Origin of the sequence: Bordetella saccharivorans (assembly GCF_045862855.1) — a bacterium.
Lineage (GTDB): Bacteria > Pseudomonadota > Gammaproteobacteria > Burkholderiales > Burkholderiaceae_B > Bordetella_A > Bordetella_A petrii_F.
In genome coordinates this window covers 1413411-1438196 of the sequence record NZ_BAAFZO010000001.1, presented here as the reverse complement: position 1 = coordinate 1438196, position 24786 = coordinate 1413411, and the positions used below count along the sequence as shown (strand labels likewise).

Sequence of the window (24786 nt, the reverse complement as noted above, 5' to 3'; positions counted from 1 at the left end):
CCTTCTTTCGCTGAGCCCATGATCAACCGACGTGAATTCCTCCAGGTCCTGGCCGTCGCCGCCGCGGGCGGCCTGTCGCTGTCGCATTCGCCGCGGGCAGCCGCCCAGGCGGCCGAAAAGTTCTACGACCTGCCCGCCTTCGGCAATGTGCACCTGCTGCACTTCACCGATTGCCACGCGCAGCTTCTGCCGATCTATTTCCGCGAGCCCAGCGTCAACCTGGGCGTGGCGGGCGCCAGCGGCCAGCCGCCCCACGTGGTAGGCGAACATCTGCTCAAGGCATTCGGCATCGCCCCGGGCAGCGCGGATGCCTACGCCTTCACCTGCCTGGACTTCGCCAATGCCGCCCGGCAGTACGGCAAGGTGGGCGGGTTCGCGCACCTGGCCACGCTGGTCAAGCGGCTGAAGGCCTCGCGTCCGGGCGCGCTATTGCTCGACGGCGGCGATACTTGGCAAGGGTCGGGCACGGCCCTGTGGACCAAGGGTCAGGACATGGTGGATGCATGCCTGGCGCTCGGCGTGGACATCATGACCGCCCACTGGGAATTCACGCTGGGCGCCGAACGCGTCCAGGAAGTGCTGGAAAAGGACTTCAAGGGCAAGCTGGATTTCATTGCGCAGAATGTCGAGACCAACGATTTCGGCGATCCGGTATTCGCGCCTTATACCCTGCGCGAAATGAATGGCGTGCCGGTGGCGATCATCGGCCAGGCATTTCCGTATACGCCGATCGCCAATCCACGCTACATGGTGCCCGATTGGAGCTTCGGCATCCAGGAAGCGCGCCTGCAGGAAACCATTGACGAGGCCCGTGCCAAGGGCGCCCAGGCCGTGGTGCTGTTGTCGCACAACGGTATGGATGTCGACCTGAAGCTGGCTTCGCGCGTGCGCGGCCTCGATGCGATTCTGGGCGGACATACGCACGACGGCGTGCCGCAGCCGATCGAAGTGTCGAACGCCGGCGGCAAGACGCTGGTGACCAACGCGGGCAGCAACAGCAAGTTCCTGGGCGTGCTGGATTTCGATGTGCGTGGCGGCCGCGTGGCAGGCTACCGCTACAAGCTGCTGCCCGTCTTCGCCGAATACCTGCCCGCCGATCCCGACATGGCCGCGCTCATCGACCGCATCCGCCAGCCTTACGCATCGCGGCTGGCCGAGACGCTGGCGGTGACCGAAGACACCCTGTATCGGCGCGGCAACTTCAACGGCACGTTCGACCAGGTGATCCTGGATGCGCTGATGCACGTGAAGAACGCCGAGATCGCGTTTTCGCCGGGGTTCCGCTGGGGCACCAGCCTTCTGCCGGGGCAGGCCATCACCATGGAGCACTTGCTCGACCAGACCGCCATTACTTATCCGTATACGACGGTGTCGCAGATGAGCGGCGAAACCATCAAGACCATTCTCGAGGATGTGGCGGACAACTTGTTCAACCCGGATCCCTACTACCAGCAGGGCGGCGACATGGTGCGCGTGGGCGGATTGCGCTATAGCATCGATCCGGCGGCGCCGGCCGGCCGGCGCATCAGCGACCTGCGGCTGGGCGATGCGGCGCTCGAAGCGGGCAAGACCTACACCGTCGCCGGATGGGCGCCGGTAGCCGAAGGGGCGACTGGCGAGCCGGTGTGGGATGTGGTGGCGGGATATCTGCGCGACCGCAAGACCATTGGCCAGGTCCGCCTGAACGAACCCGGCTTGAAGGGCATGGCGGGCAATCAGGGCTTGATATAGGCGTAGCCCTGCTGCTGCAGCTTGGCGAGCTCCACGACGCCTGATGGCACGAACTCGGCTTCCAGCATGAATTGGTCTTTCGACAGTTTCCGGTTCTTCAGCGTGATCTCGCAGACATCGAACTTGACGCCGCGCGACGCCAGCGCCGACACCAGCGGCGCCACCTGGTCGGCCTGGGGGTAGTCGTTCATCAGGAAGTCGACCCCTTCGGCGTGCGACACCACTGCGATAGTGGTGTCGGGCGCGGTGTCCAGGTGGTTGCGGATATTGCGCAGCGCCGAAAGCGCCTGGCCCTTGGCGTCGTTGATGTGGTAGACCACCTTGTCGCCGGCGGCGGCGATGGCGGTTGCGGTGAGCAGCAACAGGGCGCACATGCCCTTGAGCAGTCTTGTTGTCATGTGGGTCTCCTCTTTTTGCCGGCATGGACAGCCTGCAGCCATGATACCGATGCGGGCAGTCCCAGTCACCCACATGAATCGATATTCCGCGCGTGGCGGCGCGCCGCCGGCCATGGACGTATCGCCAGGGCGCGCTCACAATGGCCCAGGCCGCGCGGGCGGCCGCTTCCAAGGAGATCCAACATGTCTCGCGACACGCAATTCGACAGCCTGCTGCCGCCGTTGCGGCTCGATCGCCGCGGTTTCGTGGTCACGGCCCTGGCCAGCGGCTTCACGCTGGCCACGGGCCATGTCGCGGCCGCCACGGCCATCGCCACGTCTTCCGAAGGGCTGACGGCCGGACCGGTGCGCATTCCTGCGCAGGGCGGCGATATGCCGGCCTATCGCGCGGCGCCGGCCGGCGCATCCGGTTTGCCCGTGGTGCTGGTCGCCAGCGAGATCTTCGGCGTGCACGAATACATCCAGGACGTGTGCCGCCGACTGGCGCACGCCGGCTACCTGGCGATCGCGCCCGAGCTGTTCGCGCGCCAGGGCGACCCCTCCGGCTATACCGAGATCGGCCGCCTGCGCAGCGAAGTGATCGAGAAAGTCCCCGATGCCCAGGTCATGGCGGATCTCGACGCGGCGGCGGCATGGGCGGCCCAGCATGGCGCCGATCCCAAGCGCCTGATGATCACCGGCTTCTGCTGGGGCGGCCGCATCGTGTGGCTGTACGCGGCGCATAATCGCGACCTGCGCGCCGGCGCGGCCTGGTACGGTCATTTCCGCGGCACTACCAGCGCCATCAAGCCGGTCGACCCGATCGACGTGCTCGACAAATTGGCGGCACCCGTCATCGGCTTGTACGGCGAGGCTGATTCCGGCATTCCCGTTGCGGACGTCGAATTCATGCGCGACGCGCTGGCCGATGGCTCACCGGCCGCCCAGGCGTCGGTGATTCAACTGTATAAAGAGGCGCCGCATGGCTTTCACGCCGACTACCGCCCCAGCTATCGGCAAGACGCGGCGGAAGATGGCTGGCGCCGCATGCTGGACTGGTTCAAGCAGCACGGCGGCTGAGGACATCGCCCGGGGCGGGTCCGGGCACATCGGCGGCGCTTATGGCTTGGCCGGCGCCGTGCGCAGCGGCGCGTATTCCGCGGGCACCCAGGCATAGCCCTTGCCCTCGGCCCGCACGTGGCCCAGCCCGGGGAACGGCAGGTGCGCGCCGGCCACCCAGAGCCGGTCGCGCGCCGCCTCGGCGAAGATCTTCTTGCGCGTCGCCACCGCCTGGACGCTGTCCACGTCGAACTCGATGGCGATCTCCGGGCGCGCGAACTGCACCGCGTGGTTGTGCACGATATCGCCCCATACCAGCAGGCTCTGCTTGCCGGAGCTGAACAGGTACGAGACATGGCCCGGCGTATGGCCCGGGCTCGATACTGCGCGCAGGCCGGGCAGCAGGGTGTCTTCCGGCTGGTAGGTCAGGAACTTGCCGGCGGCCTGGTAGGGCGCCGCGGCCTCGCGCGACATCTTGAAGAACGGCTGGACATCGGCTGGCGCCTGCGCGGCCACGGTCGTGCTGAGCCAGAAGTCGGCCTCGGCGCGCGAGGCGTACACATCGGCATTGGGAAACAGCGGCGTGCCTTCGGCGGTCAGCAGCCCGCAGGCGTGGTCCGGATGCAAGTGGGTCAGCAGGACCGCGTCCACCTGCGCCGGCTCGAAGCCGGCGGCGCGCAGGTTGCCGGCCAGCCCGCCGGCCGTGGGGCCCATGCACGGCCCGGCGCCGGTGTCCACCAGCACGACCTGCTTGCCGTTCTGGACGACGTAGGCATTCACCGCGGTCTGCATGCCCGGTTCGGTCGCCACGAACATGGCGGCCAGCAGGCCCTGGATGTCCTGGGCGGTCGCGCCGCTGAAAATGGCGGGGTCCAGGTCGACATAGCCGTCGTACAAGGCCGTGACGACCAGGTCGCCCACCGCCATGCGATAGAACCCGGGGGCCTGCGCCGTCTGCTTCGGGGCGGTGGCCAGCGCGGGCGCGGCGCCGGCGGCCAGCAGCGCGGCGGACAGGCTCAGCGCGCCCAGCGCGCGGCGCGGCGAAAGACGGGCCGGAAAAGACATGATGCGGTTTCCATGTGAGCGGGAGTGCGTCGAGAATAGCGCGATTCAGGCGGGCGCGTGCGCCGTGGCCCGCGCCTGGCTGGCCAGCCAGCGCGCCACGGTGTCCACCTCCGGCGAACGGGGCCGGGCGGAGCGGATCATCCAGTAAGCGTGGCGCGCTGCCTCGGGCCAGGCATCGCCCACCGCGATCAGGCGCCCCTGCGCCAGTAGCGGCTGGATCAGCGCGAGCCGGCCCAGGGCCACGCCGTGGCCCGCCAGGGCGGCGTGCACGATCTGGTCATACTGGTTGAAGCGCAGCATGCCGCGCGGCTGGGCCCGGTCCAGGCGATGCGCCGCCAGCCAGTCGGACCACTGCAGCCACGGGCGCGTCGGGTCGTCGAATTCCAGCAGGACCTGTCCGGCCAGGCTGGCGGCATCGAGCCGGGCAATGCCCAGCGACGGATGGGCGACCGGCGCCACCGCCTCGCCGAACAGCCACAGCGCGCCTTCGGGGGCGGCCTCGCGCGGGCTGTAGCGGATGGCAATATCCACTTCGTCGCGCTCGATGTCCAGCACCCGGTTGTCGGCCGCCACCCGCACGTCGATGGCGGGATGCGTGGCCTGGAAGTCGCCCAGGCGCGGCAACAGCCACAGCGAGGCCACGCCGATGGTGGTGGTGATGGTGACCGGGGTGCGGCGGTCTGGCGCGCGCCATTGGCCGGCCAGCTCGCCCAGTTGGGTCAGCCAGGGGTCGGCCAGGCGAAACAGCCGTGCGCCTTCCGAGGTGAAGGCGACCGAACGGAAGCCGCGTTCCAGCAAGGTCACGCCGAGGTGCGCCTCCAGGGCGCGTACCTGCCGGCTGACCGCCGATTGCGTCAGGTGCAGGTCAGCCGCCGCCGCGGTGATGCTCATGCGCCGGCCCACCGCCACGAAGCCGCGCACGAGATCCAGGGGCGGCAGTTTGGATAAGGGATATGGCATTCCTCTGGCGCATGTGAATGTGGCGTGGAAATCGCTTGAGCAATAGTACCGCCAAGGCGTCCAATTGGTGCCGATTGATTGGTTTTATGCGCCGCAGCCTGCCTGCCACGTTTGTCCGGGAGTCGTCATGACCGATGCCGCGATCAGCCTGTATTGCATTCCGAGAATGTCATTGGGGCTGCCCGGGCGTGCCGTCGTGCGCTTGAGGCCGGCGCCGGGCATGCGTATCCTGTGCGAGTCCGGCACCCTATGGGTCTCCCAGTACCGCTGCCGCGACGACCACGTCCTGGGCGCCGGCCAGGCCGTGCGGGTGCGCGGCAATCGCGATATTGTCTTGAGCGGCCTGCCCGACGCGCGGGTCGCCCTCATCCTGGAGCCTGCCGAATGAATGCGCCGTCCGTCTCGTCCTGCGAAATGTGGTTCGATTTCGCCAGTCCCTATAGCTACCTGGCTATCGAACGGGTCGAGCCACTGGCGCGCCAGGCTGGCGTGCCGGTCGTGCTGCGCCCTTTCCTCCTGGGGCCGATTTTCCAGGCCCAGGGCTGGAACGACACGCCTTTTCGCCTGTTCCCGGGCAAGGGCGCCTACATGATGCGCGACATCGTGCGCCTGGCGGACAAATACGGCATCGCCTACCGGCGTCCCAGCCAGTTCCCGCGCATGAGCGTGCTGTCGGCCCGAATGGCGCTGCTGGGCCAGGACCAGCCCTGGGGGCGCGACTTCTGCCTGGCGGCGTTCCGCGCCAATTTCGTCGACGACCGGGATATCCAGGACGAAGACGTGGTCGCCAGCCTGCTGGCCGGCCTGGGCCTGGATGGCCCCGCGCTGATCGCGCAGGCGCGCCAGGAATCGACCAAGGAAGCCCTGCGCAGGCAAGTCGACCGCGCCCGCGAGCTGGGCATCTTCGGCGCGCCCAGCCTGATGGTGGGCAACGAGATGTTCTGGGGCAACGATCGCCTCGAAGATGCGCTGGAGTGGGCCGCGCGCGGCCCCGCGGCGCAGGCCTGACCAACCCCCCAAGGAGCTGCGCATGTCTCAAGCGGACAAAGTCATGATCGTCACCGGCGCCAGCCGCGGTATCGGCGCGGCGGTTGCCGTGCTGGCCGCGCGCCGCGGCTACGCCGTCTGCGTGAACTACCGCAATCGCCGCGACGCGGCCGACGAGGTGGTGCGCGCCATCCAGTCCGACGGCGGCCGCGCCATCGCGGTCGGCGCCGACGTGGCCGACGAGGCGCAGATCGTGCAGCTGTTCCGCACGGTCGACCGCGAACTCGGGCAAGTGGATGCGCTGGTCAACAACGCCGGGGTGCTGGAAACCCAGATGCGGGTGGAAGACATGGATGCCGCGCGCGTAGCGCGCATCCTGCAGACCAACGTGGTCGGCGCGCTGGTGTGCTGCCGCGAGGCCGTGCGCCGCATGGCGCCGCGCCATGGCGGACGCGGCGGCGCCATCGTCAATGTGTCGTCGGTGGCCGCGCGACTGGGCTCGCCCGGCGAATATGTCGACTACGCGGCCTCGAAGGGCGCGCTCGATACGCTGACCATCGGTTTGTCGAAGGAAGTGGCTGGCGATGGCATCCGCGTCAACGCGGTGCGCCCGGGCACCATCTATACGGATATGCACGCCAGCGGCGGCGAGCCCGGCCGGGTCGACCGCCTGGCGAACTCGATCCCGCTGCAGCGGGGCGGCACTGTCCAGGAAGTGGCGGGCGCCGTCATGTGGTTCTTCTCGGACGAGGCCGGCTATACCACCGGTTCGTTCATCGAGGTGTCGGGCGGCAAGTAACCCTAGCGCCCGGTGTCGGGGTAGTTGGGCCCGGCGTCATGGAAGCCGCCGGTGCTGTAGGGGTTGACGGCGCCAGGGTGCGGCGGGCCGGGCTGATGATGGCCGCCGGCGCAGCCGGCCAGCGCCATCGCCAGGGTGAACAGGGCCAGTACAGGTTTCATGGCATTTCTCCGGAAAGGCCGGCGCCCTCAGCTCATCAGCCGCGCCAGCTCGACTCCCGGGTCCGGGGCGCGCATGAAGGCCTCGCCCACCAGGAACGCGTGGACCTCGTGGGCGCGCATCAGCTTGACGTCTTCGGGCGCCAGGATGCCGCTTTCGGTGACCACGCGCTTGCCTGCGGGAATGTGGGGCAGCAGGGCCAGCGTGTTCTGCAGGCTCGTCTCGAATGTGCGCAGATTGCGATTGTTGATGCCGAGCAGCGGGGTCTTCAGGCTCAGCGCCACGTCCAGTTCCTTGGTGTCGTGCACTTCGATCAGCACGTCCATGCCTAGCTCCATGGCCAGGGTCTCCAGGTCGCGCAATTGCGCGGGCGCCAGCGCGGCCGCGATCAGCAGCACGCAATCGGCGCCCATGGCGCGCGCCGAGATGACCTGGTAGGGGTCGATGACGAAGTCCTTGCGCAGCACGGGCAGCGGGCAGGCCGCGCGAGCGCGGCGCAGGTTGTCGTGCGACCCCTGGAAGAACTGCACGTCCGTCAGGACTGACAGGCAGGCGGCCCCATGCACCGCATAGGTGGCGGCGATGGCGGCGGGGTCGAAGTCTTCGCGCAGCACGCCCTTGGAGGGCGAGGCCTTCTTGATTTCGGCGATGACGCCGGGCTTGCCCTGGGAAATCTTGTCTTCGATGGCCTGGGCGAAGCCGCGGACGTCTTGCCGGGCCTGCGCTTCGCGCAGCAGCTCCGCTTCGCTGCGCATCTGGCGCGCGGTGGCGACCTCCTCGGCCTTGACGGCGAGGATCTTCGCGAGGATGTCGTTCATTTCAGGAATTTCCGGGTGTATGCGCAGAACTCTTCCAGCTTGGCGCGGGCCGAGCCGTTAGCAATCGTTTCAAAGGCCAGCGCCAGGGCCTGCTCGATGCTGTCGGCCCTGTTGCCAGCGTAGATGGCCAGGCCCGCATTCAGGGCGACGATGTCGCGGGCCACGCCCTCGACATTGTCCAGCGCCTGCATGACGAGTTCACGCGATTCTTCGCGGTTGGCCACCTTGATGCCTCGATTAGACACCATCGAGAGCCCGTAGTCTTCAGGATGGATCTCGTATTCGCGGATTTCGCCGTCTTTCAGCTCCCCCACCATGGTGGCGCCGCCCAGGGAGGCCTCGTCCATGCCGTCCCGGCCGTGCACGATCAGCACGTGGCGCGACCCCAGGCGCTGCAAGACGCGTACCTGGATGCCCACCAGGTCGGGGTGGAACACGCCCATCAGCTGGTTGGCCGCGCCGGCCGGGTTGGTGAGCGGCCCCAGGATGTTGAAAATGGTGCGCACGCCCAGCTCCTTGCGGATCGCCGCCACGTTCTTCATGGCGCTGTGGTGGGCGGGGGCGAACATGAAGCCAATGCCGGTGGCCTGGATGCATTCGGCCACCTGGTCGGGGTCGAGGGCCAGGTTGGCGCCCAGCGCCTCCAGCACGTCGGCGCTGCCCGACGACGACGAGGCGCTGCGCCCGCCATGCTTGGCGATCGGCACGCCGGCGGCGGCGGCCACAAACATGGCGGTGGTCGAGATGTTGAACGTATGGCTGCCGTCGCCGCCGGTGCCGCACATGTCGAGCAGGTCCTGCGGGTCGGGCGTGACGACGGGGGTGGCGAATTCGCGCATGACCTGCGCGGCGGCGGTGATCTCGCCGACCGTTTCCTTCTTGACGCGCAGGCCCATGATCAGCGCGCTGGCGATCTGCGGCGACAGCTCGCCGCGCATCAGCATGCGCATCAGGTGCAGCATTTCGTCGTGGAAGATCTCGCGGTGCTCGATGCAGCGGGTCAGCGCTTCGGTGGCGGTGATGGTCATGATGGATGTCCCCTCTTATCGGATATTCAGGAAATTGCGCAACAGATCGTGGCCGTGCTCGCTCAGTACGGACTCGGGATGGAACTGTACTCCGTACAGCGGCAAGGTCTTGTGACGGATGCCCATGATGTCGCCATCGGGCGCCGTGGCGGTCACTTCCAGGCAGTCGGGCAGGGTGTCCGGCGCGATCGTCAGCGAGTTGTAGCGGATCGCGGTGTAAGGCGAGGGCAGGCCGGCGAAGATGTCCGTGCCGCGGTGAGCGATCTGCACGGTCTTGCCGTGCATGATCTGCCGGGCGCGCACGATGTCGCCGCCATAGGCCGCGCCGATGGCCTGGTGGCCCAGGCACACGCCCAGGATGGGCACCTGCCCGGCGAAGCGCCGGATCAGTTCCACCGAAATGCCCGCCTCGGCCGGCGAGCAGGGGCCGGGGGACACGCAGATGCGGTCGGGCGCCATGCGGGCGATTTCATCGACGCTGATCTGGTCGTTGCGGGCTACCCGCACGTCTTGGCCCAGCTCGCCGAAGTATTGCACCAGGTTGTAGGTAAAGGAATCGTAGTTGTCGAGCATCAATAGCATGAGGCACCTGCGGAGTCGGTTACGCGGTCGCGCGGTTCAGCGCACGGGGTAGGATCAAGCGGCACGTGGCTCAGATCGGATCGTCCAGACCATGTTGCACTTGTTCGGCGGCGCGCAGCACCGCCCGCGCCTTGGCCTCGGTTTCGGCCCATTCCAGTTCCGGGTCGGAGTCGGCCACAATGCCGGCGGCCGCCTGCACGTACAGCATGCCGTTCTTGATCACCCCGGTGCGTATGGCGATGGCCACGTCCATTTCGCCGCCGTAGCTCAGGTAGCCCGCCGCACCGCCGTAGATGCCGCGGCGCACCGGCTCGAGCTCGTCGATGATTTCCATGGCGCGCACCTTGGGCGCGCCGGTCAGCGTGCCGGCCGGGAACGCGGCGCGCAGCACGTCCATGCTGCTCATGCCGGGATCGAGGTTGCCGGCCACGTTCGACACCAGGTGCATGACGTGCGAATAGCGTTCGATAGTCATGGTGTCGGTCACTTTGACCGAGCCGACTTCGGCCACGCGGCCCACATCGTTGCGGGCCAGGTCGATCAGCATCACGTGCTCGGCGATTTCCTTGGGATCCGCGCGCAGTTCCTCGGCCAGCGCCAGGTCCTGCTCGGGCGTGGCGCCGCGCTTGCGCGTGCCGGCCAGGGGACGGATGGTGACTTGTGACTTGGCGGCGCCGTTGTCGTTGATCTGTTCCTGGCGCACCAGGATCTCGGGCGACGAGCCCACCACCTGGAAGTCGCCGAAATTCCAGAAGTACATATAGGGCGACGGGTTCAGCGAGCGCAGCGCGCGGTACAGCGACAGCGGCGCGTCGCGGAACGGCTTGGCGATGACCTGGCCCACCTGCACTTGCATCAGGTCGCCGGCGGCGATGTACTCCTTGGCGCGGCGCACGGCGGCCAGGTAGTCGGCCTTGGCGAAGTCGCGCCGCTCTTCGGTCTGCATGCTGGCGTGGCTGTACGGGATTTCCACCGGCCGGCGCAGGCGGCTGCGCAGCTCCAGCAGGCGGCGCTGCGCGCGGCTATAGGCCTCGGGCTTGGTCGGGTCGGCGTAAACCATGAGGTAGGTGCGGCCGGCCAGGTTGTCGACGATGACCAGCTCGTCCACGTGCATCAGCATGATGTCGGGCGTGCCGCCATCCATGCCGGCCGGGAAGGGCTTGCACGCCGGTCCCAGGCGCGGCTCGATGTGGCGCACCGTGTCGTAGCCGAAATAGCCTGCCAGGCCGCCGCAGAAGCGCGGCATGCCGGGCCGCAGAGCGACCTTGAAGCGGTTCTGGTACTGCTCGATGAAGGCCAGCGGGTCGCCTTCGTGCGTCTCGGCGACCTGGCCGTCATGCAGTACTTCGGTGGTGGTGCCGCTGGCGCGGATCACCGTGCGCGCCGGCAGGCCGATGAAGGAATAGCGGCCGAAGCGCTCGCCGCCCACCACCGATTCCATCAGGCAGCTCATGCGGCCGCTCTGCGGGCCGCTGTGGGCCAGTTTCAGGTAGATGGCCAGCGGCGTGTCCAGGTCGGCATAGGTTTCGGCCACCAGGGGAATGCGGTTGTATCCCTGAGCGGCCAGCGCGTTGAATTCGATCTCGGTCATGTGGGGTCTCGTAGGGTTTTCGGGTCTACGGACCGGGCACGCCATAACGAAAAAGCCCGGTCCAGTCGTTGGTCCGGGCTTTGGCGCTGTGTTTGGTACAGCTTCGGCGCTAGGCGGCAGGTGCGTCCAGGGCCGGGAAGGGAATCATCGCCACCCGGAAGACAAACGCCACCAACGCCACGAGGCGTTGCGCATTTGGTTCGAGGGGCGAGCGTTCATTTGACGGGTGCGGTAAATGGTTGCTTGCGGTCGGCGTTCCAGAGGGCGATCCACTGGGCGGCTTCGGCAATGCTGGCAACTATACCATCGACATCGAGCCCGTGCACGTCCTGGCCTTCGTTGTAACCGTAGGGGACGGCCAGCACGTGCATGCCGGCGGCCCGGCCGGCCTGGGCGTCGTTGATGGAGTCGCCGATCGCCACCGCCTGGGCCGGGACGACACCCAGGCGCTCGCAGGCATGCAGCATCTGGTCGGGATCGGGCTTGCGGCGCGCGCAGGTGTCGCCGCAAACCACTTCCTGGAAAAAGCCCGCCAGTCCGGTGCGCTGCAGCAACGGCAGGGTGAATTCGGTGGGTTTGTTGGTTACGACGGCCAGCTTCAGGCCCTGGTCGCGCATGGCCTTCAGGCCCTCGATCACGCCGTCGAACACGGCGGCCTTGTCGCCGTTGACCAGGTGGTAGTGGCGATAGAAAGAGTCGCGCGCGCGCGCGAATTCCGCCGGTGCGGGGTCGGCAGCCTGCAGCGAGCCGGCCAGCGCCCTGCGCACGAGATTGTCGACGCCCTTGCCCACGAACGTGGCGATCACGTCTTCGCGCAGCGTCGGCATGCCCAGTTCGATGCGCATGGCATTGGCGGCGTGCGCCAGGTCGGGGACGGAGTCCAGCAGGGTGCCGTCCAGGTCCAGCAGTACGGCTTGGAAAGTCGTCATGGCGGGTCTCGGGCGAAGGGTCAGCAGGCCTGGGCGCCAGCCTTGGCGATCTCGCCGCGCAGGGCCTGGATGACCGCCGCGTAGTCGGGCTGCCCGAAAATGGCCGAACCGGCCACGAAGGTATCGGCGCCGGCCGCGCGGATCCGGGCGATGTTGTCGACCTTGACCCCGCCATCGACCTCCAGAAGGATGGGCTGGCCGCCTGCCTGCATCCAGCGGTCGATGCGCGCGCGGGCGTCGCGCAATTTGTGCAGGGTGGCGGGAATGAAGCTCTGGCCCCCGAAGCCCGGGTTGACCGACATCAGCAGCACCACGTCCAGCAGGTCCATGACGTGGTCCATGGCGTCCAGCGGGCTGGCCGGGTTGAACACCAGCCCGGCCTGGCAGCCATGGTCGCGGATCAGCGACAGCGTGCGGTGCACGTGGCGCGAGGCCTCGGGGTGGAACGTGATGATATTGGCGCCCGCCTTGGCGAACTGGGGAACCAGCTCGTCCACGGGCTCGACCATCAGGTGCACGTCGATGGGCACCTGCACATGGGGCCGGATGGCGGCGCACACCATGGGCCCGATGGTCAGGTTGGGCACATAGTGGTTGTCCATGACGTCGAAGTGGATCCAGTCGGCGCCGGCGGCGACGACGTCGCGGACTTCCTCGCCCAGGCGGGCGAAGTCGGCGGACAGGATGCTGGGGGCGATGCGCGTGGCGGCCGGGGACGGGGAGGGCATGATGATCGGGGTTTCCGCGGGCATAATGTGCCATTATTGTAGTTTGCCGCGCCTGGATGCCGCCCTGTGGCGCCCGGATCCCCGCGCGGCGCCGCTCAACCGCCCTCGTGCCCACCGGGAAAGGCCCGTGAAACCGTACGACCTGACCGTCTCCGTGGCTCCGCGCTTCGTGCCGGAGCAGTCCGATCCCGCCGAACAGCAGTACGTGTTCGCCTATACCGTGCGCATCACCAATACCGGCGAGCACCCCGCCCAGGTCATCAGCCGCCACTGGATCATCACCGATGGCAACCAGCGCGTGCAGGAAGTGCGCGGCCTGGGGGTGGTGGGCCAGCAGCCGCTGCTGGCGCCGGGCGAAACCTTCGAATACACCAGCGGCTGTCCGCTCAAGACGCCGGTCGGCACCATGCGCGGCACTTACCATTGCGTAGGCGAGAACGGCATTCCCTTCGAGGTGCCGATCGCCGAATTCCTGCTGGCGATGCCCCGCACCCTGCATTGACGGCCTTGGCGAACCACCGATTCCTTTCCGTTGCCCATGAAGCGTCTTCTCAGTTTGTTGTGCCTGCCGCCGCTGCTGGCGGCCTGTGCCTTGTCGGAAATCCCCCACGAACCCGGCCCGGCCGGCGCGCCGGCCACGCCCTCGGTGAGCGGCCCCCTGGTGGTGCCGCCGCTGTCGGCCCTGCCCGATACGCCGCCGCGCAACCTGGCCGGCCGCTACCAGCGCGCCGCCTGGGCCGAGCTGCCGGGCTGGAGCAGCGATGACCTGTCCCGGTTCTGGCCGCTGTTCCTGCGCAACTGCAAGGGCCTGATGCGTCCGACCACGGGCAATCTGGCCGCGCCGGCCCGCGCCACGCCGCGCGCCTGGCAGCCGGTCTGCGCGGCGGCCGCCGATCCGGCCCAGGCGCCATCCGATGCCGCCGGCGTGCGGCGCTTCCTGCAGGCCCACCTGCAGCCGTGGCGCGTCAACGGGGCGGACAACCGGCCCGCCACCAATACCGTCACCGGCTATTACGAGCCGCTGGTGCGCGGCTCGCGGCGCCAGGGCGGCCCGTACCAGTGGCCGCTGTACGCGGTGCCCGACGACCTGCTCACCATCGACCTGGGCGCGGTGTACCCGGAACTTGCCGGCAAGCGGGTGCGCGGCAAGCTGGTGGGCAAGCGCGTCGTGCCATACGACACGCGCGCCGCCATCGATTCCTCCAGCAAGCGGCCGCCGGTCATCGCCTGGGTGGACGATCCGGTCGACAATTTCTTCCTGCAGGTGCAGGGCTCGGGCCGGGTCCAGCTGGTCGACGGCCCCGACGCCGGCACCACCATCCGCGTCGCCTACGCCGACCACAACGGCCAGCCTTACGCGTCGATCGGGCGCTGGCTGATCGCGCAGGGCGAGCTGCGCGCCGACCAGGCCTCGATGCAGAACATCCGTGCCTGGGCGCAGCGCAATCCCGGGCGCGTGCAGGAAATGCTCAACGCCAATCCCGCGGTGGTGTTCTTCCGCGAAGAGGCCGTGGTCGATCCCGAGCTCGGCCCCAAGGGCGCCTATGGTATTCCGCTGGCTCCGCAGCGCTCCATTGCCGTGGACGCCGGTTTCGTGCCGCTGGGGGCGCCGGTCTACTTGTCCACTACCTGGCCGGCGTCCGAGCGGCCGCTGCAGCGCCTGGTATTCGCCCAGGATACCGGCACGGCCATCAAAGGCGCGGCGCGCGCCGACTTCTACTGGGGTTTCGGCGAAGAGGCCGGCGCGCAGGCCGGGCGCATGAAGCAGCGCGGCCAGATGTGGCTGTTGTGGCCCAAGCAGGCCGGGGAGCCCAGCGCGCGATGAAACACCAGATCGTCGTCTGCGGCGCGGGTATCGTCGGGCTGGCCAGCGCCCTGGCGCTGGCGCGCCGCGGCCAGCGGGTGGCATTGCTGGCGCCGGCGGTCACGGTTCCGGCGGCCGACCCGGACGCCTTTCATCCGCGCGTCTACGCCATTTCTCCGGCCAGTCAGCGCTTCCTGTCCGAGCTGGGCGTCTGGGACGCCATGCCCGCGGCGCGCATCATGCCGGTGCAGGCAATGGAAATCCACGGCGACGCCGACGGCCGGGTCGACCTCAACGCCTGGCAGGCGGCCCAGGCCCAGCTCGCCTGGATCGTCGAGTCGGGCGAGATCGAACGCGTGTTGGTGCAGGCGGTGCGCATGTTCGGCATTCCCTGGCTGGCCGAACGCTGCGTCGGCTGGCGCGATGGCGCGGTCGAGACCAGCTCCGGCGAATGGCTGCAGGCCGAGCTGTTCGTCGGCGCAGACGGCGCCGCTTCGCCGCTGCGCACGGCGGCGGGCATTCCGCATGCCTCGACGCCGTACGACGACACCGGGCTGGTGGCGCACCTGGACGCCGAGCGCCCTCACCAGGGCACCGCGTTCCAGTGGTTCCGCGACGATGGCGTGCTGGCCTTGCTGCCGCTGCCGGATACGTCCGCCGGGCCGCAGGTGTCGATGGTCTGGTCGATGCACAATGCCCATGCCAAGGCCCTGCAGGCGCTTCCGCCCGACGAGCAGGCGGCGCGACTGGAACAATTGCTGGCCCACGCCGCGCATGGCCGCCTGGGCAGGCTGCGCATGCGCGGCAAGCTGCACGGTTTCCCGCTGGCGCTGGAACAGGCCCGCATGACCGGCCCCGGCATCGCGCTGGCCGGCGACGCGGCGCATCGCGTGCATCCGCTGGCGGGCCAGGGCCTCAACCTGGGCCTGGGCGACGTCGAGGCCCTGGCCCGCGTGGTGGCCGGCCGCGAGCCGTATCGCCCGGCGGGCGACGCACGCGTGCTGCGCCGCTACCAGCGGGCGCGCGCCGAGTCGGTGTTCGCCATGCGCCTGGCCACCGACGGCCTGCACCGCCTGTTCGGCGCGCGCGCGGCGCCGCTGGCATGGCTGCGCAATGCAGGCATGCAATGGGTCGACGCTTCGCCTTTCCTGAAGCGCCAACTGATAGACGGGGCTTCGCGCAACTGAGTCGCCCCAAGGAGCATCAATGAGTTTCCGTATTTCCGCCCTGCTGACTGGCCCGCTTTGCGCCGCCAGCCTGGCCTGGGCCTGCAGTGCATGGGCGCAGGCGCCGGCGGGCGGCCAGGGCCAGGTCTATTCCACCTCGCCGGGCAGCCAGGCGCCGGCGGCCAAATCCGTCTCCAGCGACACGGCGGCCGACCCCGCCGCGCAGGCCGTCAAGGAGCGCTTCGAGCAGCGCTTCACCGAACTCAGCGTGACCGCGGTGCGGCGTACGCCCTACGGCTTGTTCGAGGTCCAGATCGGCGGCGACCTGATCTATACCGACGAAAAGGTCACCTGGGTCATGGAAGGCCCGCTCATCGATGCCATGACGCGTCGCGACGTGACCCGTGAACGGCAGGAAAAGCTCGGCTCGGTGTCGTTCGATGAATTGCCGCTGGAGCTGGCCGTCAAGCAAGTGCGCGGCGACGGCTCGCGCAAGATCGCGATCTTCGAAGACCCCAACTGCGGCTATTGCAAGCAACTGCACAAGACCCTGCGCGGGGTCGACAACATCACCATCTATACCTTCCTGTATCCGATCCTGGCGCCCGATTCGCACACCAAGTCGCGCGACGTCTGGTGCGCGGCGAACCCGGCCCAGGCCTGGCAGGACTGGATGCTGGACGGCAAGACGCCGGCCAGCGCCGAATGCGAGACCCCCATCCAGCAAGTGCTGGCGCTGGGCCAGAAGCTGATGGTGCGCGGCACGCCCGCCATTTTCTTCCAGGACGGCACCCGCCTGAACGGCGCCGCGCCGCTCGAGATGATCCAGGCCCGCCTGGGCCAATGACCGGAGACCGCCCGTGAACACCGACACGATCAAGGTTGCGCTGCTGGACGATTACCACGGCGTGGCCGAGCGCTACGCCGACTGGACCACCCTGGGCCCGCGGGCGCGGGTGCAGTCGTTCCGTGATTACCTGCCCGAAGCCGAGCGGGTGCGCGCGCTGCAGCCTTTCGAGGTCATCGTGGCCATGCGCGAGCGCACGCCGTTCCCGGCGCAACTGATCGAGTCGCTGCCCAACCTGCGGCTGCTGGTCACCACCGGCATGCGCAACCTGGCCATCGACATGGATGCCTGCTCGCGCCGCGGGATCGTGGTGTGCGGCGCGCCGGGCAGCGCCGATGCCAACACCGCCACCGCCGAACTAGCCTGGGCGCACATCCTGGCGTTATTCAAGAACCTGACGGCCGAAGACGCCAACATGCGCCGCGGCCTGTGGCAAACCGGCATGCCGCGGCCGCTGGCCGGCAAATGCCTGGGCGTCGTGGGCCTGGGAAAGCTGGGCACGGCGGTGGCGCAGGTGGGCAAGGCGTTCGGCATGGACGTCCTGGCCTGGAGCCCCAACCTGACGCCCGAACGCGCCGCGCAAGCCGGCGTGGCCTATGCCGCCAAGCACGAGCTGTTCGCCAATGCCGATGTTGTCAGCGTGCATTTGATCCTCAGCGAGCGCACCCGCCAAGTGGTGGATGCGGCAGCGCTGGCCGCCATGAAGCCCACGGCTTTCCTGGTGAACACTTCGCGCGCCGGGCTGGTCGACCAGGACGCCCTGCTCGACGCCCTGCGCAAGGGACGCCTGGCGGGCGCCGGCCTGGATGTGTTTTCCGAAGAGCCGCTGCCGCCCACCGACACGGTGCGGGCGCTGGACAACGTCGTGCTGACGCCGCACCTGGGCTATGTCAGCCCCGAGAATTTCACCGCCTTCTACCGCAACGCCCTGGAAGCCGTGAGCGGCTGGATGGCCGGCCAGCCGGTGCGCGTGCTGAACCCGTAGCCGCATCCCGGCCGTGCAGCAGGTGTCAGACACCCTGCGGCTGTCTGACACCATGCAACACCCGCGCCTTCACGGCCAGGTGTCAGACACCTCGCGTGTCTGACACCATCCAAGACGCCCCGCCTTACAACCGCGCGAACACCACCTTCTGTTCCGCCATCCCCGCCGCGCCGTCCGCCGGCCCGTCCCCGCATCCGCCATCCATTTCGCCTTGCGGATCCGCCGGGTCCACCGGGTCGAACGCGGTGTCGCCGTTGGCGTCCGCCACGCCCGTGGGCGTCAGCCCCACGAAATCGAACAGGTCGCGGTCCATCAGGTGCGACGGCACGATGCGCGACAGCGCATTGAACACATTCCACGACCGCCCGGGATGCCGGCGATCCCATTCCTGGATCATGCGCGCCACTTCCTGGCGCTTCAGGTTTTCCTGCGAGCCGCACAGGTTGCACGGGATGATCGGGAACTGCTTGAACTTCGCATAGGCCACCAGGTCGCTTTCCGGGACATAGGCCAGTGGCCGGATCACCGTGTGGCGGCCGTCGTCGGAGACCAGCTTGGGCGGCATGGCCTTGGCCTTGCCGCCATAGAACAGGTTCAGGAAGAAGGTGGCGAGAATGTCGTCGCGGTGATGGCCGAGCGCGATCTTGGTGGCGCCCAGTTCGCCCGCCACGCGATACAGGATGCCGCGCCGCAGCCGCGAACACAGCGAGCACATGGTCTTGCCCTCGGGGATCACCCGCGTCACGATCGAATAGGTGTCCTGGGTCTCGATGTGGAACGGCACGCCCAGCGACGTCAGGTAGTTCGGCAGCACTTCGGGCGGGAAGCCCGGCTGCTTCTGGTCGAGGTTGACCGCCACGATGTCGAACGAAAAGGGGGCGCGCTTGCGCAGCGCCAGCAGGATGTCGAGCAGCGCGTAGGAGTCCTTGCCGCCGGACAGGCACACCATGACGCGGTCGCCGGCCTCGATCATGTTGAAGTCGGCGATGGCGCGCGTGGTTTCGCGCGCCAGGCGCTTGGCCAGTTTGTTGCCCTCGTGGCGGATCTTTTCCTGGGCCGGCGTGCGGGGGGCGGCGGCCGGGGTATCGATGAGGTCTTGCATGATGAGTGGTGCTAGCGGTTGATCTGGATCTCCACGCCGACCGCGGCGCAGTCGGAGAAGGCCATCGGCTTGCTGATGCGCAGCCGCAGCGAGCGTATCTCGGCGAAGTCGCGCAGCAGGCGGGCCGCGACCTGCTCGGTCAGCGTCTCGATGAGGTTCACGTGCGCCTGGGTGCATTCCTCGACGATGGCCTCGCGCAGCCGGCGGTAGTCCAGCACGCTGTGGATGTCGTGGTCGTCCACGCTGCGGGTGATGTCCACGTCGAACTCCGCGTCGATGTGCAGGGGCTGCGTGGCCCGGCGTTCGTGTTCGAGAATGCCGATGCGGGCATCCAGCGCCAGTCCGGAAAGGATGATGCGGCGTGTGGGCATGATGGAGACCTGGAGGAGGGAACCGGAATTGTAAGGCGGGCGGGGGGGCTGGCTACAATTCCGCCGATGCGCCTTGCGGCGCGTCACAGTGCGACACACGGAACAGAACAGATATGCGGCAGCAATACGACGCGGTAATCGTGGGCGGCGGCCCCGCCGGGGCCTCGTGCGCCATCTGGCTGGCCCGCCTGGGCTTGGCGCCGTTGCTGGTCGAGGCCGGCGGCCGCCTGGGCGGGCTGGCGGCCGACAACCCCTTCGCCGATGACTGGATCGCCGTCCTGCCCGGTGTCACCGGCCAGCAGGTTGCCGCCAATATCGCCGCCAGCGTGCAGGCGGCCGGCGTGCCGACCCGCCTGGGGACGCCCGCGCTGCAGGCCCGGCGGGCCGACGGCGGCTTCGAGGTCGACCTGGGCCGCGCGGACGGCGCCATGGAAACCGTGCGCGGCCGCGCCCTGGTCATCGCTTCGGGCGTGCGCGCGCGCGGGCTGCCGGGCCATCCGCCAGAGGCGGCCTGGCCCGGGGTGTTCATTGGCCCGGGTTCGTCCATCATGGCGCAAGACTACGCCGGCCTGTCGGTGGCCGTGCTGGGCGGGGGCGACAATGCTTTCGAGAACTTCGTCTATGTGCGCAACCGCGGCGCCCGTGCCGTGCACTTGTATGCCCGCAGCGTGCGGGCCCAGCAGCAATGGGTGGCGCGCGCCGGGCGGGACGGGGTGCGGGTCGGCCCTTACCAGGTGGATCCGGCGGCCCGCACGGTGGACGGCCGCGCCTACGACTTGATCCTGGTGTTCTACGGCTGGGAACCGCAGGCCGCCTTTGCCGATGCCCTGGGCCTGCAGCGCGACGCGCGCGGCTACATCCGCACCGATGCCGCCACGGCCGAAGCCAGTGCGGCCGATGTCTACGCCATCGGCGAAGTGGCGCACCGCATGCATCCCTGCGTGGTGACCTCGCTGGCCGATGGCGTGGTGGCCGCCAAGGCCATCCAGCGCCGCGGCGAGCGCGGCGCCGGCTAGCCGGGCCAGCCAGCCGGCATCCAGGCCATCCAGGCATATCCCGGGGTATATCCCGGCGTCTGGCACCCCATCGTATCCAGGTGTCTGACACCCCATGAGACGGCCGCCACTGCACGGGACGCCTCCGCGGGGTGTCAGACACCTATTGCCGCGCCCGCCCGCCGCGGCATTCGGCGGGCTAGGCCGTCGCCAGCACGCAGTCCAGCGCCGCCGGCGCCGCCAGGCGCACCGTAAAGGCGCGCAGCTCGTCGCGGCGGAACACGTGCACAGTGACGCGGTCGCCCGGACGGTACTGGGCCAGCAGCAAGTCCAGCCCGGCCGGCGCGTCCACGCGCAGGCCATCCACCGCCACCAGGACATCGCCGGCCGACAGCCCGCCGCGATGGGCCGCGCCGCCCTCGAACACGGTGGCCAGCGCCAGCCCGTCGCCCTGCTTGCGCGTGCGCACGTCCAGCGACGGAATATTGACCGGCGCTTTCCATTGCAGCGCGATGCCGTGCGGCGCCAGCAGCTCCGCCAGCGGTACGTCGGCCGTGCCGTAGGCGTGGCGCGCCACGAACCGCCTCACGTCGACGCCGGTGGCCTCGCGCACCAATTCCGGCAGCGCGTCTTCGGGCAGCCCCTGCGGCTTGCCCCGATAGAAATCCCGGCCATAGCGCTGCCACAACAGTCGCATGACGTCGTCCAGCGAGCGCGCGCCGCCGCTGTCGCGGCGGATGGTCAAGTCCAGCCCCAGCGCCACCAGCGCGCCCTTGGTGTAGTAGCTCACCAGCGCGTTGGGGGAGTTCTCGTCCTGCTTGTAGTAGCGGGTCCAGGCGTCGAATGAGCTCTCGGCCACCGACTGCTTGCGCCGTCCGGGCGCGCGCGCCACGCCGGTGATGGTCTTGCCCAGCAGCCGCAGGTAATCGACCTGGCCGATGACGCCCGAGCGCAGCAGCATCAGGTCGTCGTAGTACGAGGTGAAGCCCTCGAACACCCACAGCAGCCGGGTCAGGTCCGGCTGCTGCAGGTCGTACGGCACGAAGGCGGCGGGTTTGATGCGCTTGACGTTCCACGTGTGGAAGTACTCGTGGCTGACCAGCCCCAGGAACCCGCGATAACCCTCGCCCTGGCCTTGCTGGCCGAGCACCGGCAGGTCCTTGCGCGACGCCATCAGCGCGGTGCTGGCGCGGTGTTCCAGGCCGCCATGGCCGTCGCCCACCACCATGGTCATGAAGACGTAGCGGTCGCTGCTGTCGAGGAAGGGCGCACGCCGGGCGCGCGGCTCGAAGAACGCGATCTGCGCCTCGCAGATGCGGCGCGCATCCGCCGCAATGCGCGCCAGGTCCAGGTTGGGGGCAACGCCGGTGAACACCATCTCGTGTTCGGCGCCGTGCGCCGTGAACCGGACCACCTGCGGCGTGCCCATCTCGACCGGATGGTCGATCAGCGCGTCGTAGTCGGGCGCCCGGTACAGGCCGAAGCCGTGGCGGCGCGCCGCGCCCGCGTGGCCGCGGGCCTCGGGCAGGCTGGTGTACACCTTCCAGCCGGCGATGCCGCGCGGCGGCGCCAGGTCCAGCAGGCAGGGCGCCTGTTCCTGGCCCAGTACGCGCAGGAACACGCTGGTGCCATTGAAAAAACCGTGCGTTTCGTCCAGGTGCGCGCCGCGCACCGACAAGTCCCAGGCATAGACGGTGTAATCCACCTGCAGCGGCCCGTCGCAGGGCGCGGCCTGCCACGTGTGGTTGTCCAGCTTGGCCACGGCGACCGGCCGGCCGCCGGCGCGGGCGCCCAGGGTCTCGATCTGGCGGGAAAAATCGCGGATCAGGTAGCTGCCCGGGATCCAGGCCGGCAAGGCCAGCCGCTGCCCGGCTGGATCGGGTTCCTGCACGGTCAGCGTGACGTGATAGCGGTGGCCGGCGGGGTCGCGCGGTTCCAGGCGGTAAATTACGGGTGTGTTCATTGCGCTATCTTACTTTCCTACGCATTTTTCTCCAGGAGACATCCATGAGCGAGTCGTTTGTGCTGGTCGAAACCCGTGGCCGGGTCGGGCTGCTGACCCTGAACCGTCCCAAGGCGCTCAACGCGCTCAACGACCAGCTCATGAATGAGCTGGGCGCCGCGCTGCTGGCGTTCGAGGCCGACGAAGGCATCGGCGCGGTGGTCATCACCGGCAGTGAAAAAGCCTTTGCGGCGGGCGCGGACATCGGCGCCATGAAAGACTGGTCGTACATGGACGTCTACGGCAGCGAGTACATCACCCGCAACTGGGAAACCCTCAAGCGCATCCGCAAGCCGGTCATCGCGGCGGTCGGCGGCTACGCGCTGGGCGGCGGCTGCGAGCTGGCCATGATGTGCGACATCATCATCGCCGCCGACACCGCCAAGTTCGGCCAGCCCGAGATCAAGCTGGGCGTCATTCCCGGCGCGGGCGGCACGCAGCGCCTGCCACGCGCGGTGGGCAAGGCCAAGGCCATGGACCTGGCCCTGACCGCCCGCATGATGGGGGCCGAAGAGGCCGAGCGCGCCGGCCTGGTGTCGCGCGTGGTGCCGGCCGACAAGCTGCTCGACGAGGCGCTCGAGGCCGCCACCGTCATTGCTTCGATGTCGCTGCCCTCGGTCATGATGGCCAAGGAATGCGTCAACCGGGCTTTCGAGTCTTCCCTCAACGAAGGCCTGCTGTTCGAGCGCCGGGTATTCCATTCGCTGTTTGCCACCGAGGACCAGAAAGAAGGCATGGCCGCCTTCGTGGAAAAGCGCCCGCCCAATTTCCGGCACAAGTAACGCTTCCTCCAGCCGTCCGGGGGGCAGGGCGGCGGCATGGCCCGGCGGCCAGGTAACCGGTTGCCGGTTGTAACGCTTGAATTGCACCTTGTTGCAGCTTCCGCGCCTATCCTGAAATGGCGTGATACCTGAAAAGGTCCTCCCGCCACCCTGGCGGGAGGGTCGGCTCGTTTGCCAACAACGAACAAGGAGCCCCCATGCCTGACCATTCCCACTCTTCGCGCCGCTGGCCCCGCGCGGCCCTGGCCGCTGCGCTCGGCGCCGGCTTTGCCTGCGCGGCCCTGGCACAGTACCCACAGCCCTCTATGCGGCTGGTATCGGAAACCCCGGTGGCAGCGTCGCAATCCGCCCTGTCCGCGGAAGAACTGCAGGACACCGCGGTGGACGCTTATCTGTACGCCTATCCCATGGTGCTCATGGAGGCCACCCGCCGCGCCTCCACCCAGGTCCAGACCTCGCTGGCGGGCAAAGCGCCCATGAACCAGTTCGGCCACCGCACCGTCTTCCCCGACCCGGGCGCCACCGATGTGACCTGGCCCAGCACCGACATGCTGTACTCCAGCCTCTGGTACGACGTTTCGCGCCAGCCGTTGATCATCCGCGTGCCCGATTCGGGCGGGCGCTACTACGCGATGTCGCTGCTGGATATGTGGACCGATGAATACGCCTCGCGCGGGACCCGCACCACCGGCAACGGCGAGCAGGCCTTCGCCATCGTCGGGCCCCATTGGCAGGGCACGGCGCCGCTCGGCGTGGAAGTGGTGCGCAGCCCCACCGCGATGGGGTGGCTGATCGCCCGCATCCAGACCGGCGGACAGGCCGAGTACGCCGCCGTGAACCAGTTCCAGGCCGGCATGACGGCCTCGCCGATGGCGGTGGCACCGTCCGCGCCGACGCTCGTCACGCCGCCGCGGCGCGGCGCGGCCAAGCCGGCCGCCTGGCCGCAAAGCCCGTCCAGCCCCGGCTATACGCCCATAGGCGCGCCGTCGACGCTGGCGGGACCCGCCGCGACGGTCACCTGGAGCGCCCAGGGTTCGCCGGGGCAGCAGGTTGCGGCCATGGACCCCGCGACCTTCTTCACGGTGTTCGCCGAATTGCTGCGCGCCAACCCGCCGCACGCCAATGACAACGCCATGTTGTCGCGGCTGCGCCGCATCGGCCTGGCCGGTCCGCAGCCATTCTCGTACAACCGGCTCGACCCGGCGGTGCAGCAGGCCCTGGCCGACGCGCTGCCGGTGGCGGGCCGCCGCATCGCCGACGCGGTGCCGCGCCTGGGCACGCCCATGAACGGCTGGAATACCGTATTGACAGGCATCGGCACCTACGGCACCGACTACACGCGGCGCGCCGCCATTGCCTACGCCGGGTTGGGCGCCACCACGCCGCACGACGCGCTGTACCCCGTCACCACGGTCGACGACGATGGCGACGCCCTGCGCAGCGATGAAGAATACGTACTGCACTTCGACAAGGGCCAGTTGCCGCCGGCCAATGCCGCGTGGTCGCTGATCCTCTACAACGCCGACCGCAACCTGGCGCCCAACCGTATCGGCCGCTATGCGCTGCGCAGCACGGACCCGCTGCAATACAACGCCGACGGCTCGCTGGACATCTACATCCAGCGCGACGATCCGGGCCCGCGCAAGGCGGCGAACTGGCTGCCCGCGCCCGACCGGGGCAACTTCATGCTGAACATGCGGCTGTACTGGCCGCGCGACATCGCCCTGGACGGCAACTGGGCACCGCCGCCGGTCCGCGAAGACTGACCGCGGGGCTGGCCTGCCCTGCGCCTGGAAAGCGGCGCCGGAGTCATCCGGCGCCGCTTTCTTCATTTGCCGGCGCAAAACGAATCACGCTATACTCTACGGGTTTGACGCTTGCGGGATAAAAACACGTGGTGGCCTACCACGCATGTCGTG

26 protein-coding genes are annotated in these 24786 nt (G+C 68.7%); 13 read left to right on the top strand and 13 right to left on the bottom strand.

Annotated features, from left to right (window positions below; translation table 11 throughout):
* Positions 1-21: 21 nt before the first annotated feature.
* Positions 22-1731: a thiosulfohydrolase SoxB gene (gene soxB / locus ACKTT0_RS06880; protein ID WP_407852387.1), complete on the top strand. Its 1710-nt coding sequence runs from the start codon at positions 22-24 to the stop codon at positions 1729-1731.
* Here soxB and ACKTT0_RS06875 read toward each other — a convergent pair.
* On the bottom strand, positions 1716-2129 hold the full coding sequence (locus ACKTT0_RS06875) for a DsrE family protein (RefSeq protein ID WP_407849210.1): 414 nt from the start codon (positions 2127-2129) through the stop codon (positions 1716-1718). The two genes, soxB and ACKTT0_RS06875, sit on opposite strands and share 16 nt — an antisense overlap.
* 183 nt (positions 2130-2312) lie before the next feature.
* Between ACKTT0_RS06875 and ACKTT0_RS06870 the strand changes: the two genes are divergently transcribed.
* Entirely contained in the window at positions 2313-3188 is an 876-nt protein-coding gene (locus ACKTT0_RS06870; protein ID WP_407849209.1) for a dienelactone hydrolase family protein, read from the top strand.
* 39 nt (positions 3189-3227) lie between these two features.
* Here ACKTT0_RS06870 and ACKTT0_RS06865 read toward each other — a convergent pair whose 3' ends face one another.
* Complete coding sequence (locus tag ACKTT0_RS06865) at positions 3228-4232, bottom strand: MBL fold metallo-hydrolase (RefSeq protein ID WP_407849208.1); 1005 nt, start codon at positions 4230-4232, stop codon at positions 3228-3230.
* A gap of 45 nt (positions 4233-4277) precedes the next feature.
* Positions 4278-5192: a LysR substrate-binding domain-containing protein gene (locus tag ACKTT0_RS06860; RefSeq protein ID WP_407849207.1), complete on the bottom strand. Its 915-nt coding sequence runs from the start codon at positions 5190-5192 to the stop codon at positions 4278-4280.
* Positions 5193-5319: 127 nt separating this feature from the next.
* On the opposite strand from ACKTT0_RS06860, the gene ACKTT0_RS06855 reads away from it, so the two are divergent.
* From ACKTT0_RS06855 to ACKTT0_RS06845, 3 genes are read left to right on the top strand one after another with little or no spacing between them, the layout of a single operon-like run.
* The gene (locus ACKTT0_RS06855; RefSeq protein ID WP_407849205.1) at positions 5320-5580 is read left to right on the top strand and encodes a DUF2917 domain-containing protein; all 261 of its coding nucleotides are present in this window, start codon (positions 5320-5322) and stop codon (positions 5578-5580) included.
* A complete protein-coding gene (locus ACKTT0_RS06850; RefSeq protein WP_407849203.1) occupies positions 5577-6200 on the top strand; it encodes a 2-hydroxychromene-2-carboxylate isomerase in 624 nt (207 codons plus the stop codon). Before ACKTT0_RS06855 ends, ACKTT0_RS06850 begins: the two co-directional genes overlap by 4 nt.
* A 22-nt stretch (positions 6201-6222) precedes the next feature.
* Positions 6223-6978, top strand: a complete 756-nt coding sequence (locus ACKTT0_RS06845) for an SDR family oxidoreductase (RefSeq protein ID WP_407849201.1) — start codon at positions 6223-6225, stop codon at positions 6976-6978.
* Between the two features lie 2 nt (positions 6979-6980).
* Here ACKTT0_RS06845 and ACKTT0_RS06840 read toward each other — a convergent pair whose 3' ends face one another.
* The 7 genes from ACKTT0_RS06840 to rpe form a co-directional block, all read right to left on the bottom strand.
* On the bottom strand, positions 6981-7139 hold the full coding sequence (locus ACKTT0_RS06840) for a hypothetical protein (protein WP_407849199.1): 159 nt from the start codon (positions 7137-7139) through the stop codon (positions 6981-6983).
* Positions 7140-7166: 27 nt separating this feature from the next.
* On the bottom strand, positions 7167-7955 hold the full coding sequence (gene trpC / locus ACKTT0_RS06835; RefSeq protein ID WP_407849197.1) for an indole-3-glycerol phosphate synthase TrpC: 789 nt from the start codon (positions 7953-7955) through the stop codon (positions 7167-7169).
* Complete coding sequence (gene trpD / locus ACKTT0_RS06830) at positions 7952-8983, bottom strand: anthranilate phosphoribosyltransferase (protein ID WP_407849195.1); 1032 nt, start codon at positions 8981-8983, stop codon at positions 7952-7954. Before trpD ends, trpC begins: the two co-directional genes overlap by 4 nt.
* Positions 8984-8998: 15 nt before the next feature.
* Positions 8999-9565: an aminodeoxychorismate/anthranilate synthase component II gene (locus ACKTT0_RS06825; protein WP_407849193.1), complete on the bottom strand. Its 567-nt coding sequence runs from the start codon at positions 9563-9565 to the stop codon at positions 8999-9001.
* Positions 9566-9635: 70 nt separating this feature from the next.
* Positions 9636-11156 (bottom strand): anthranilate synthase component I, encoded by a 1521-nt coding sequence (gene trpE, locus ACKTT0_RS06820; RefSeq protein WP_407849191.1) that lies wholly within the window; start codon positions 11154-11156, stop codon positions 9636-9638.
* Positions 11157-11371: 215 nt separating this feature from the next.
* Positions 11372-12085 (bottom strand): phosphoglycolate phosphatase, encoded by a 714-nt coding sequence (locus tag ACKTT0_RS06815; RefSeq protein ID WP_407849189.1) that lies wholly within the window; start codon positions 12083-12085, stop codon positions 11372-11374.
* A gap of 20 nt (positions 12086-12105) precedes the next feature.
* A complete protein-coding gene (gene rpe / locus ACKTT0_RS06810) occupies positions 12106-12837 on the bottom strand; it encodes a ribulose-phosphate 3-epimerase (protein WP_407849188.1) in 732 nt (243 codons plus the stop codon).
* A 103-nt stretch (positions 12838-12940) separates the two neighbouring features.
* Between rpe and apaG the strand changes: the two genes are divergently transcribed.
* The 5 genes from apaG to ACKTT0_RS06785 are packed head-to-tail and all read left to right on the top strand — an operon-like array spanning position 12941 to position 17615.
* On the top strand, positions 12941-13315 hold the full coding sequence (gene apaG / locus ACKTT0_RS06805) for a Co2+/Mg2+ efflux protein ApaG (protein ID WP_028354527.1): 375 nt from the start codon (positions 12941-12943) through the stop codon (positions 13313-13315).
* Positions 13316-13351: 36 nt separating this feature from the next.
* The gene (mltA, locus tag ACKTT0_RS06800) at positions 13352-14638 is read left to right on the top strand and encodes a murein transglycosylase A (protein ID WP_407849186.1); all 1287 of its coding nucleotides are present in this window, start codon (positions 13352-13354) and stop codon (positions 14636-14638) included.
* Positions 14635-15804: a UbiH/UbiF family hydroxylase gene (locus tag ACKTT0_RS06795; protein WP_407849185.1), complete on the top strand. Its 1170-nt coding sequence runs from the start codon at positions 14635-14637 to the stop codon at positions 15802-15804. The genes mltA and ACKTT0_RS06795 overlap by 4 nt, the downstream gene beginning before the upstream one ends.
* A 19-nt stretch (positions 15805-15823) precedes the next feature.
* Positions 15824-16630, top strand: coding sequence for a DsbC family protein (locus tag ACKTT0_RS06790; RefSeq protein ID WP_407849183.1), 807 nt, complete (start codon positions 15824-15826; stop codon positions 16628-16630).
* 28 nt (positions 16631-16658) lie between these two features.
* Entirely contained in the window at positions 16659-17615 is a 957-nt protein-coding gene (locus tag ACKTT0_RS06785) for a D-2-hydroxyacid dehydrogenase family protein (RefSeq protein ID WP_407852386.1), read from the top strand.
* Positions 17616-17739: 124 nt separating this feature from the next.
* Here the strand turns inward: ACKTT0_RS06785 and ttcA are convergent, their stop codons facing one another.
* A complete protein-coding gene (ttcA, locus tag ACKTT0_RS06780) occupies positions 17740-18717 on the bottom strand; it encodes a tRNA 2-thiocytidine(32) synthetase TtcA (RefSeq protein ID WP_407849181.1) in 978 nt (325 codons plus the stop codon).
* Between the two features lie 11 nt (positions 18718-18728).
* Positions 18729-19088 (bottom strand): dihydroneopterin aldolase, encoded by a 360-nt coding sequence (gene folB / locus ACKTT0_RS06775; RefSeq protein ID WP_028354533.1) that lies wholly within the window; start codon positions 19086-19088, stop codon positions 18729-18731.
* A 113-nt stretch (positions 19089-19201) separates the two neighbouring features.
* On the opposite strand from folB, the gene ACKTT0_RS06770 reads away from it, so the two are divergent.
* Positions 19202-20104, top strand: a complete 903-nt coding sequence (locus tag ACKTT0_RS06770; RefSeq protein ID WP_407849179.1) for an NAD(P)/FAD-dependent oxidoreductase — start codon at positions 19202-19204, stop codon at positions 20102-20104.
* A gap of 178 nt (positions 20105-20282) precedes the next feature.
* Here ACKTT0_RS06770 and ACKTT0_RS06765 read toward each other — a convergent pair whose 3' ends face one another.
* Positions 20283-22046 carry a M61 family metallopeptidase gene (locus ACKTT0_RS06765; RefSeq protein WP_407849177.1) on the bottom strand — a complete coding sequence of 588 codons (1764 nt, stop codon included), beginning with the start codon at positions 22044-22046 and terminating at the stop codon, positions 20283-20285.
* A 44-nt stretch (positions 22047-22090) separates the two neighbouring features.
* Between ACKTT0_RS06765 and ACKTT0_RS06760 the strand changes: the two genes are divergently transcribed.
* The gene (locus ACKTT0_RS06760; RefSeq protein WP_407849175.1) at positions 22091-22867 is read left to right on the top strand and encodes an enoyl-CoA hydratase; all 777 of its coding nucleotides are present in this window, start codon (positions 22091-22093) and stop codon (positions 22865-22867) included.
* A gap of 197 nt (positions 22868-23064) precedes the next feature.
* Positions 23065-24633 carry a DUF1254 domain-containing protein gene (locus tag ACKTT0_RS06755; protein WP_407849173.1) on the top strand — a complete coding sequence of 523 codons (1569 nt, stop codon included), beginning with the start codon at positions 23065-23067 and terminating at the stop codon, positions 24631-24633.
* Positions 24634-24786 lie beyond the last annotated feature (153 nt).